Origin of the sequence: Chryseobacterium sp. BGARF1 (genome assembly GCF_001677955.1) — a bacterium.
Taxonomy (GTDB): domain Bacteria; phylum Bacteroidota; class Bacteroidia; order Flavobacteriales; family Weeksellaceae; genus Chryseobacterium.
Genome location: NZ_LELA01000007.1, coordinates 1 through 12,064, shown reverse-complemented (window position 1 = coordinate 12,064; position 12,064 = coordinate 1). Strand labels below are relative to the sequence as shown.

Sequence of the window (12,064 nt, the reverse complement as noted above, 5' to 3'; positions counted from 1 at the left end):
ATCCATCTAACTTATTATATAACAAACAAATATACGAAATTATGGATGATTACGGATATACATAAAATCTTTTTATAATAATCTTAAAATATTTTTCAACTTTTTAATTATTAAATCTAAAAATTATTTATTATTTCCGGCTTTAATGTTCGCTTTTTACGAATCTAAAAGTGATAAATCTGAAGATTTTACAACTAATCCCATTGGAAATAATAATCCTGTTTTGGTAACTAAAGTGTTTCTGAGAGTGAAATATCTACATTGACCTCTAATAGAACAAAGCTTTCTCAAGCAAAAAATATTATAGCAGATATTACATCTAATATAACCTATACAGGTAATCTAATTACAAAAATTGTTTAATAGTTTAATTCTTCAAAGAAGAAAATTAAAAGAGATTGTAACAAAACGAAAAAATCTACACTAATTAATGATAAAAAACTAATACCAAATGTCTAATCTGAGTACAAAATTTATTGCTCTTGACTTCTTTAATTTTCTAAAAAAACCTAACGACCGACAGATTAAAACCTCTACTAAAGATAAAATCACTCTGCTGTTTAAATTTTTGTTATTCGAACTAATACTTACCTGTATCATCATTCTTCCTCTTGATTATTTTATCGATAAGTTTATTAAACTTAAGAGCGAAAGTTTAGATTATAAGCAGAATACAATCTATATGGTTTTTATTTTGGTGGTCCTTCTAATTCCCTTTTTTGAAGAAATCATATTCAGATTAGCTTTACGATACAATTCTATATTCAAGAGGATAATCAGTCGTGATAAATGGAACAGGCTTTTCCCGTGGCTTGTCTATGCATTCAGTATTGCTTTTGGTCTGGTTCATGCTGGAAATTATTTCAATAACAGTCCTACATTTTTTCTTTTATCACCCCTTATTGTTTTAAGCCAACTTTCAGGAGCATTTGTTATCAGTTTTATCAGAGTTCGCTTAAATTTTTATTACGGATTTCTCTATCATGCCCTATGGAATTTTATGGCTGCGATTCTAATACCCACTGTTATGATTTTATTTGCAAATCCATATACTGATAAGACAGCAAATTATACATTAAACATTGAGGAGAAAGTGTTTTTTCATATGAACGAAACTCAAACTACCAGTTTGGATTTAAGAAAAAATAAAATATATAAAATCGAGGCAACTCAATTGTATCTTCAGGATATTCTTAATCTTATTTATGGAAAAGGAAGATACTATGTTGATGAAGTTATTGTTGATATGAAGTTTTCTTCAAAAAACGGTCTCTCGAAAGAAGAATTTAAAAGAGTATTAGAAAAGGAGTATAAAATTGAAAATTCTTTTGATTAATAGATAATGTGATTACATGACAAATATTTTGTTTAAACAAAATAACCTTAATTCCTTAATGCGAAAAAAGGATTTAATTTTTAAACTAACTCTATTTATTCTTTAGCTTTTCATTGTGTTATTTCTGCTGTTAATTTTTTAGCTAAAAAAATTCTTTATTCTTTTTCAAATCAATTTTTATTTCACTAATCATAAAACACTCTAAATCGAATAATTGATTAAAAAAGCATAAGTATCTCTGTATAATCATATTAATTACTTTTTTACAAAGCAGATTTACCCCTATTCTTTTAAAAATATAATTACAAACAATTATACGTAAAAGCAATAATTGTATTTTTATATTATCGATTATTTGAAATCATTGGGTTTAATCTAAACTGGTGACTTTATTTTCAACCGATAAAGTCTGATAAATAAGATATTTTCTGAAAATTCTATGCTTCCGAATAATAAAAATAGGTATTTATCCTGTTTTTTGATACTGGTTATATTCTTAATTTTGATAGCGCTTTATCATTTATAAAACTAAAAACAATACCATGGAAACAAAATTGAAGTACAAATTCCCTGTAAAGGAGATTTTACTAAACGCCAACATCAAACTTCCCGATTTAGAAAAAACGTATATTATTGGTTCCGACAACAGAGCAATCAGTGAATATGGTGAGATAGACCTCAGTGAAAAAGAAAAATATTACGAGTTTGTCTACGACGACGGAACTTCTTGGCATTCTGATACAGAAACGATTACAGAACTTTTTCCGACTATAGAAAACAAAAATCGTGATGGAAGCGACAATGAAATATTATATCTTCCACTTTCTCTCAACGGAAACAATCAAAATCGAAATTTTGTAACCAAAATTGTTTTAAAAATAATTCATGTTTTTACAAAACCAGTCGAAGATAGATTGGTGAAAGAGGTAGCAGAAAAATTAGAAAATGGTCATCTTAATGGTCGTGAAGGTTTAAATACTTTAAATGAAAATTTTGAGCTATCTGCATTTAATGAAACACAAAAAAACTCAGACAAAGCTTATCTTCTTTTCATTCATGGGACAAATTCTGATACGTTAGGAGCATTCAGTGCATTGAAAAAGAATGATACATTCTCAAAAATTTGGGATAGTTACAAAGACCATATTTTAGCTTTTCAACATCGAACACTTACACAAAGTCCATTAAAAAATGCGGTAGACCTGGCGAAAAAATTACCCAATAACAGCGAATTTCATATTATCAGTCATTCCAGAGGCGGATTGATTGGAGATATTTTATGCAAATATTCTGAAAATAAAGGTTTTTCAAAAGATCACATTGAACTTCTACAAAAAGAAAACAGAGAAGATGATATTGCCAATATTCAGGAGCTTGATGAAATTTTTAAAACTAAAAAAATCAACATTAAAAAATTTATTCGTGTAGCATCACCTTCTGCAGGAACAATTTTGGCTTCAGAAAGAATAGATCATATTTTGAATGTTTTTTATAATTTAATTGGTGAAAAAACGAGCATTATAGCGACTTTGACACATGATTTAATCGGAACAATTCTTAAACAAAAAAATAATATCAATGTACTCCCCGGTTTGGAGGCAATGAATCCGCAATCGGATTTTATTAAAATTTTAAATCATAAAGGAACAGAAAATGCCATAGACGGCAATGCTTTGATGGTGATCTCGGGTAACGGAAAATTGAGCATCAACTTTCATGGCTTATTGGTAATTCTTGGAAAACTATTTTACACTCAGCGCAATGACCTTGTTGTAAATACAGACTCGATGTACCTGGGTGTAAGAAGATTAAATGATATTCAATATTTTTTTGATGAAGGAACTTCTGTAGATCATATTCATTATTTTGACAATAAAAAGACGCAAGATGCTATTCTAAATGCTTTAAAAACTCAAACTGGAGAACTCATTCCCGGCTACAGCAAAGTTCCGCAATTTAAAATTCCTTCCAGCGACAGAGGTGTTTTAGGATTGGACGGCGGAGAATTATTTCCCAATGAAGTACCACCTTCTGGGAAAAAACCTATCGTTATTTTATTGCCTGGAATTATGGGTTCAAATATTTACAATGTCGAAGAAAAAAACAGAATTTGGTTAAATTACTGGAGCATTGTAAGAGGCGGCCTGGAACAAATGCACGATGTTGAAAGTACAAATAACAAGGCACAGTCTATTATAAAGAGTTCTTACGGTAAATTGTATAAGCAATTGTCATTTAACTATGATGTAGTAGTTTTTCCCTTCGATTGGAGAAAAAAAATGAAAGATTCGGCGAATGAATTGAACGATAAAATTAATTATTTACTGAGCTTTAATCAACCGATAAAAGTTATTGGTCATTCTATGGGTGGCGTTTTGATGCGGGATTTCATTGCATATCATTCGGAAACATGGACTAAGCTGAATAATTCCAAAGATTTCAAGCTTTTGTTTTTAGGTTCACCCTTGAAAGGCTCTCACCGTATTCTTTCTGTTTTATTCGGAAAAGACGGCATTATCAATAAGCTGAGCTTTCTTGATATGAAACATTCTAAAAAAGAATTAATCCATATATTTTCAAAGCTTCCCGGAATTCTTTCCTTGCTTCCCTTTACAACCGCTGAAGATGATAACTATGGTATTATTAAAACCTGGGAATCAATGAGAAAAGGATTTAATGATGCTTCCTGGCCAATTCCCACTGAATCGGATTTAAATGATTTTAAAGAATACAGAGATAAAATAAACAAGCTCGTTTCTGAAAATAAAATTGATTTTACCAACGCTTCTTATATTGCAGGACAAGATAAATCAACCCCTTGTGGACACAAATTTGAAAATGGAAAATTAGTTTTTGAAGCAACAAGAGAAGGCGACCAAAGTGTAACCTGGAAATCTGGAATTCCACAAACACTTATTGATAAAAAGAAAGTGTATTATTCTAACGTTACTCACGGAGATTTAGCCAATGAAACCTCCCTTTTTATTGCCATTGAAGAAATAATTTCTAAAGGAAAAACCGATAAAATTTCTCAGAACAAACCAATTTTCAGAGGAGAATCTACTACTTTCAGATATGTTGAAGACTATGACTTTGATTTCTCTGAAAACGGATTAGAAAATTCAATCTTTGGAATTAAAAATGAAAAAGAAATTAGCGTAAATGATATCCCTATCACCGTATCTATAAGCCACGGTGATTTATCTTATGCATCCTTTCCCGTGATTGCAGGACATTTTAAAAATGATGGTATCTTGTATGCAGAAAGAGCAATTGATTACAATGTAAACTTCATGCTTTCGCAAAAAAATCAATTAGGAGTTTATCCTGGTGAAATTGGAACTTGCGAGATTATAGAAAAGCAAAATTATTTCGAAGGAACCATCATCATCGGGCTTGGTGAAACAGGGAAATTAACACCTTATTTGCTATCACAGTCGGTAGAATTATCGATGACCAATTATCTTTTAAATAAATCTAATTTAAACGAAAATATAGAAACCGTAGGTGTTTCTGCCCTTTTCATAGCGAGTAATTTCGGTGGATTAACGATAGAAAGTTCCATAAAAGCAATCATTGAAGGAATAAACAACGCTAATAAAAACAGTATAAAACTTAACGGCCAAAAATACTGTGTCATCAATCATCTTGAATTTATAGAATTATATGAGTCTAATGCCGTGACGGGGTTGTACGCACTCAAAAAAATTATAGAAAACGAAAATGATGTTTACAAGATTTATATAGAAAATTACAGAATTAAAAAACTCTTTGGCTCTAAAGAAAAACTCCCTCTGGAAAACGGTGAAGATTGGTGGAACAGAATCAGCGTAAAAACGAAAAATGAAAGTCTTGTTTTTAGCTTAAATACAAGAGATGCCCGTCAGGAAGAAAATGAAGTCTATTCTAGCACAAATCTCGTGAGCGAATTTGTAAAAGAAATTTCAGTTGAAAACAGATGGACCGACAGCATTTCTAAAACATTATTTGAAATGCTCATTCCAAATGATTTTAAAGAAAAGTTGATGCGAAAAGGAAACATCGTTTGGCTTGTAGATAAAGAAAGCGCAAGCTATCCTTGGGAAATTTTGCAAGACAATTCTAAAAAAGCAAAACCGCTATGCATAGACTCAGGAATGATTCGTCAATTGACAACATCTGATTATCGTCCAAAAATTGATCGTGTATTGGAAGATAAAGTTCTCATTGTTGCAGATCCAGATTTGCAGGGTTTTATCAATCAATTGCCGGGAGCAGTTCGGGAAGGGAATGCTATCAATGAAATAATGGCGTATTCTAGGTTTGAAACAATGTTTTTAGTGAATGCTTCTGCATCTAAAATCATAGAAAGTGTTTTCTCACAATCTCACAAAGTAATGCATCTTTGCGGACACGGACTTTACGATCCCAATAATCCTCAAAACTCCGGAATGGTAATCGGCAACAACATCTTTTTCACTCCGTTTCACATCAAACAAATGTCTACAGTTCCGGAACTTGTTTTTGTGAATTGCTGTCACCTAGGAAACATTGACGGAGTTGATGAGCGTTTTTATCAAAATAGATTCAAATTAGCTGCTAATATCGGAACGCAGCTTATAGACAATGGTGTAAAGGCTGTTGTAGTTGCAGGATGGCAAGTAAACGATGATGATGCAGAAACTTTTTCAACAGAATTTTACAAAAAAATGCTGGAAGGAGAAAGTTTTGGTAAAGCCGTGAAATACGCTCGTGAAAAAATTTATGCAAAAAGCAAAGACGACAACAATACTTGGGGAGCTTATCAATGTTACGGCGATCCATTTTATAAATTGACCAATCGCAGCAAATCAAAAATTGAAAAGAAAAATTATATTCTTGAGGAAGAAGTTTTAGTAGATTTAAAAAACCTATTGAATAAACTGGATGTAAAAGAAATTAAAAGTGAAGATATTTTGCCACAGATAGACCTTATCAAAAAAGGATGTGACAAAGCAGGAATTTCTAGCCCTAATATTTCAGAAGCTGAGGCCTATATTTATTATGAACTCGGAATGTATAAAGAAGCTCTCAAAATATTAGACGAGCTGAGAACAAACCAAAGTACAGTTTTCACTGTTACTGCTCTTGAAAAATACTGTAATACAACTTGTTATCTCTGCTATGAAGATTTTACGGCAAATCGAATTGAAAAAAATGAAGCAATTGCTACAATTAATGAAGTAATAATCTTTTTGAAACAGCTTATCAATATAAAACTAACCGCAGGGCGACTGGGGCTTTTGGCAAGCTCGTACAAAAGATTGGCTTTTGTAAATACGGGGGCTCAAAAGAGAAAAAAATTGGAGCTTACCTGTGAAAGTTATCTTGCAGCCTATGAGATAAGCAAAAAAATGTATCCGCTGAATAACTATCTTACTTATCAAAGCATATTAGATTTTGAACAGCCTAAAAAAGTAATTACCTCAAAAAAGAAAAACATATATCTCGATTTGCTTGAAAATCATAAAAAATCGCTCAAAAACACAAGCCTAAATATGGATTATTGGGACAGTTCAGATTATGCGTTTAGTGATTTGTCTATTTTATTTTTAGATCACGAATTGGCTAAAAAAGATAGTAATTGGCAAAATCTATACCTCAATTACAAACAAACCAGAGAAAGATACGGGTCGATAGGGAAGAAAAAAGCAGAACTCTTCAATTTAGAACTCATAATTGACGCTTTTGATGTACTTACAAAAGATGAATCAGGAAAAATAAAAAATCAGGATGCCGCTTTATTGAAAACCAAAACTGAAGAATTGCTACGAAAGCTCAAACGATAATTTTTAACCCTCAACTTATCGAGTCAAGACTTGATAATGAAATTTCAATAATTAGGAAAATTGAAAATAATTCCGTCTTGATTCCCTACATTCAAATGTCTTCATTTTAATCTGAATGGAGACATTTTTATTTATTTTGATTGCTGTATTTACCTAATTAACATTTTCAAATCTATCAAAAATTGAGGATTAAGTAAAAAGTGTATTGAATGTTTTTCCAAATTTTTAAGCTCTTTGTTTGTTTTTTTAAGAACAATATTGTACTCTTCAATATCTACTTAATGTGATAAAATATCATATTTGGAAATGATTTTTCTTCTAAAAAAGACTTCTTTAAGGGATTTCAACATTATTAATAGATTTGTTTTTTGAAGTAAAAACTGCTTTAAATGCATTTAAAATAGTGATTTTGTCTTTTTTTCTAACTAAAAATATAAAAGTTTAAATTTCTAAATAGTTTAACTTGCTAGTGAAATAATTTTTATTATCTTGAATCCCTATTAACTATACACCAAATTACTCAATGAATTTCGACAAATTAATCGACCAATTCAAACTCGACAAACAAGAGTTTTATTTTCAATTTAACTCTCATCCCAACTACCCTTCCGCTTTAGCTTTTAGTGATACACTTAATTTTTTAGGGTTAAAAAACGATGCCTATGAGCTGGATAAAGAATATTGGGAAGAACTGCCCGATGAGTTTATCGCTTTGGTCAACAATTCTTTTTCTTTGGTAAAAAAGAAAGATAATGTATTCACCATTTATTCTGATAAAGTAAAAAATATAGATAAAGAAGAACTTTACAAAAACTCAGATGATTTTGTCTTATTATTTGAGAAAACTGAAACAATAAAAAGCACTTCGCTTTTCGATTTTAAACCTTTTATCTATGCCATTTTCGGGATTATTATTTTGTATTCTGTTTTCCGATTAGAATGGTCTCAGGCTGTTTTTAATATTTTGTCGTTGATAGGAGTTTATATTTCACTGGAACTTTTCAATCAAAAATTTGGAAATGAGTCTGTTGTAGTTAATAATATTTGTGGAGGTACAGCCAATTCGCAATCTCAAAGTTCATGTTCAAAGATTTTTTCTTCTGATAAAACCAATATTTTAGGATTAAAATTATCAGATTTCAGCTTAATTTATTTTCTTGGAATCACTGTTTTAGGATTATTATTGCCCGAAGCTCAATTTATTCTTAAAGCTATTTCGTGGATTTCTGTTGGTGTTATTTTATACTCAATTTATGTGCAGGCTTTTGTTGAAAAATCACTTTGCAGAGTTTGTTTGTTAATTATCGCGGTTTTATTATCTCAAATAGTGCTAAGCTCAGTATTTTTTTCGTGGAACTTATCGATAAATATTATCTTAATTTCTGCTGTTTTATTTACTACCCTATTCCTACTGCTTGTTTTCATTAATAATTTAACAAATCAAAAGGAAGAACTTAAAAAATCAAATGCAAAAAATCTAAGGTTTAAAAGAAATTATGACCTTTTCAAAAGAGAACTTACGGATAAAGAAAAAATTGAGTTTACCGATAATCAAACATTTTTATTAGGTAATGAAGATGCAAAACTTCATATTTCTGTCGTTTCTAATCCATATTGTGGGTTTTGTAAAGATGCACATAAAATTCTTGAAGATTTATTAGCAAAATATCCAGAAGAAATTTCTGTACAAATGAGATTTAATTATTCTGGTGAAACAGCTGGTGAAAAGTACACTCAGTTGATTTCAGACTTTTCTAATATTTATAAAAACCAGTCACAGAAAGAATTTTTAAATACTGTAGATACCTGGTTTAAAAACAGAGATGAAAGTGAAATTAGAAGAAAATCAGAATCAGAAAATCCGGAAAATCTTACAGATATTATTCAGATGACTAAGGAGAACGGTTTAGCTGGACTTAATTTTACGCCCGTTTTTATTATTAACGGCTATCAGTTTCCTGATAAATATGATCGTGAAGACATTCATTATTTCATCGGTGAACTCATTGAAGATGAAGAATTTGAAACCGAAGTTGTTTCTGTTTAATATAAATGATTAATTTTAAATGACATAAAGCGTGATCCGAAAAGCTTAAAACGAGTAGGAAATTACCAAATCTAATTTTTATGAAAAATCTAAAAAAAATCAACCGACAGGAAATGAAAACCATTCAGGGCGGTCTTGTCTGCACAGGCGGACAACTTTGCCTAATCAACGGAAAATGGAAATGCATGCCATACGATGGCTGTGGCGGTGGCAACCAACCTTAATCAATCATCAAATCAACCAAACTATTGTATTATGAAAAATTTAAAAAAAGTCTCAAGAACCCAGATGAAAGGTATTAATGGAGGAGCTTTAACCTGCTCTCAAGAATGCTGTCCTCCTCCAGGAATTAAAAGATGTCCGAATATTTATTGCTTTGCACCATGTCCCGTAGAATCTTAAAAATAATTATATGAAAAATCTGAAAAAATTAGCAAGAAACGAAATGAAAGACATTTTTGGAGCTGGGCCAATCATTATTGGTTGCTCTACAAGTTGTTGCCCAACAGATGGGAAACCAAGATGTCCTAAGCTTTACTGTCCTGCTGTGGTTTGTCCGCAGTATGTATAGAGAATTTCTTAGATAAGAACTAATATCTAGAAAATGTAATCCTCACTTTAAATAAACAGACTATTTTATTCAGCCTCTTTTATTTTAGATGCACAGTTGTCCAAATTTTTGTCCTAAAATTTATTTTTTTCTTTTAAGATTTGCAATTCTCTTTTAAGCTAATTACATTTTTTAGGAAAAATGACACGAATTATATAGTTGGCAATTAAGATAAGAAAAAATCCGTTTATTTATTCAAATCAACTCTAAAACAGTTTCTCAGGATTTAATTTTACTAAGGTACTTAACGATTCGTTGTTATACACAAATGTAATTGTGAAAATATCCGTTATTTTATTAGTGAATTGATGGAAGATTGAAACATTATCATCATACAAATATTTATTTTAACCTTTTTTAACAAAAAAAAATATTGAAGATTAAAATATTTCATTTATATTTGAAATAAGTAAAGCGGTATCCGAAAAGCTTCAATAGAGTAGGAAAAACTAAAAATATGTTATGAAAAATTTAAAAAAATTAGAAATTTTTGAACTAGAAAATGAAAAATTAAAAGTTGTAGTTGGAGGTAATGATCCGGTAACTACAACAGGAGGAGGTTCAGTAACTATCGCTGACCATTTAAGCCCAGGTCAAAGCACAACTACTACATGGACTAGCGATGTATGCAATCCAGATGGTTCAACAAGATACTTAGGAAAGGTTACTAAAATTAATCAATCTTTAGATTAATCCTAAAAAAGTTAAGAATAACTAATTTATAAAGATTAAGAGAAGTATTATGTACTTCTCTTAAATTTTTGTATCAGATACTATTGTTGATTTACATCTAAAATATATGGTGCTTCTTGTTAGTAATTACAATGATTCAATTACAGATGAAATATGTTCTTGGTTATCATCCGAAGACAAAAAATTCATTCGTTTAAATGAAAATCAAGTAATCTCTTCGGTAAAATTTAATTTCAATCAGAACTCATTTGAAATTTCCATAGATGAAGTTTCTTATAATTTAAATGAAATAAAAGCTGTTTTTTACAGAAATGGTACTATTTCATATAATACTTGTGATATCGGGACTGATGAATTAGATATAAATCTAGAAGAATTCTATAGAAGAGAATGTAATTCTATTACGAACTTCATATTTTACTATTTGCAGACAAGAAATATTCCTATTTATGGGAACTTTTTTGTAAAAGAAGTAAATAAGTTAGAAGTACTGCATTTGGCAAATATGCTTGGTTTTAAAATTCCAGAAACATATATTTTTTCGGAAGTTTTTGATATAAAAAAAACTATCACACAAAAAGAATTTATCACTAAAGCTTTATCAGAAATGCAACCTATTATTAATGGGGATGGTCTTTACTTAAATTACACTACTCAGATTAGTAAAGAAAATATTCAAAACAAAACTAAACTAATACCTACCTTATTGCAAAATAAAATTCGAACTGACTTTGAGATTCGAACATTTTTTTTTGAGAATAAAATATGGTCAGTTGCAACTTTTGATTTTGAAAATAACGTTGATATAAGAAACATAAAAGAAGTTGATAAAAAGTATATTCCGTATGAACTTCCAATGTCTCTGCAAAAAAAAATACTGAAATTAGCAAAAGTATTGAAATTGAAATGTGGTACTATTGATTTCCTTAGAACTAGAAATGAATATTTCTTTCTGGAAGTGAATCCTTTAGGTCAGTTTCACCAAGTCAGTCTTTTTGGTAATTACAATATAGGTAAATATATAGCGAGTTTATTATGAAAGATAAATTACAATTAAAAGGAATAGAATATTCATTACAAGAATGGATTAAATGCAAGAATATAATTCAAATAAAACCTATTGGTAATAAAAATATTAAAAACATTACCACTCATATTATACGCTCACCAAAACAGTATTCAATATTTTAAAACATGTACATAAAGTTATTTGAATCTGTAAAGATTACCAAAGGTTTCCATAGATCAATTATATATGATATTAACTCAGGTTTTTTAAAATTTATACCAAATACATTATACGATATTTTAATAGATGAGAGCCAAAATTATCTTTTATTAAAAAAGGAATTGGATGTAGAATCTGAAAAAATTTTACAGCAATATATTGATTTTGTAATATCAAATAAATTGGGAATAAGCGTTAAGTCAATCAAAGAGTTAAATAAATTTAAAAATTCTGATAATAAAATTGATAAACCAAACAATTTAAACTATTTAATCATTGATCTTGATAATTTAGATATTTTACAAAGAAAAATTATTCAGCAAATTACACATAATAAAATTAA

Annotated in this window: 9 protein-coding genes; all 9 read left to right on the top strand. The window is 29.7% G+C overall.

The window, feature by feature from the left end; translation table 11 throughout:
• Window positions 1-451: 451 nt before the first annotated feature.
• A complete protein-coding gene (locus tag AB671_RS02120) occupies window positions 452-1,336 on the top strand; it encodes a CPBP family intramembrane glutamic endopeptidase (protein ID WP_066678366.1) in 885 nt (294 codons plus the stop codon).
• Between the two features lie 542 nt (window positions 1,337-1,878).
• Complete coding sequence (locus AB671_RS02115) at window positions 1,879-7,143, top strand: CHAT domain-containing protein (protein ID WP_066678364.1); 5,265 nt, start codon at window positions 1,879-1,881, stop codon at window positions 7,141-7,143.
• 523 nt (window positions 7,144-7,666) lie between these two features.
• Window positions 7,667-9,190 (top strand): vitamin K epoxide reductase family protein, encoded by a 1,524-nt coding sequence (locus AB671_RS02110; protein ID WP_066678362.1) that lies wholly within the window; start codon window positions 7,667-7,669, stop codon window positions 9,188-9,190.
• 80 nt (window positions 9,191-9,270) lie between these two features.
• Complete coding sequence (locus tag AB671_RS23030) at window positions 9,271-9,414, top strand: bacteriocin-like protein (protein WP_157444105.1); 144 nt, start codon at window positions 9,271-9,273, stop codon at window positions 9,412-9,414.
• Window positions 9,386-9,592, top strand: coding sequence for a bacteriocin-like protein (locus AB671_RS23025; RefSeq protein WP_066678359.1), 207 nt, complete (start codon window positions 9,386-9,388; stop codon window positions 9,590-9,592). Before AB671_RS23030 ends, AB671_RS23025 begins: the two co-directional genes overlap by 29 nt.
• A 10-nt stretch (window positions 9,593-9,602) precedes the next feature.
• Window positions 9,603-9,761: a bacteriocin-like protein gene (locus tag AB671_RS22420; protein ID WP_185114090.1), complete on the top strand. Its 159-nt coding sequence runs from the start codon at window positions 9,603-9,605 to the stop codon at window positions 9,759-9,761.
• A gap of 501 nt (window positions 9,762-10,262) precedes the next feature.
• Entirely contained in the window at window positions 10,263-10,493 is a 231-nt protein-coding gene (locus AB671_RS02100) for a hypothetical protein (protein WP_066678357.1), read from the top strand.
• A 106-nt stretch (window positions 10,494-10,599) separates the two neighbouring features.
• A complete protein-coding gene (locus AB671_RS02095) occupies window positions 10,600-11,532 on the top strand; it encodes a hypothetical protein (protein WP_066678353.1) in 933 nt (310 codons plus the stop codon).
• 155 nt (window positions 11,533-11,687) lie between these two features.
• Window positions 11,688-12,064, top strand: a 377-nt coding sequence (locus AB671_RS02090; protein WP_228391028.1) for a hypothetical protein, incomplete at its 3' end; no start/stop codon positions are given.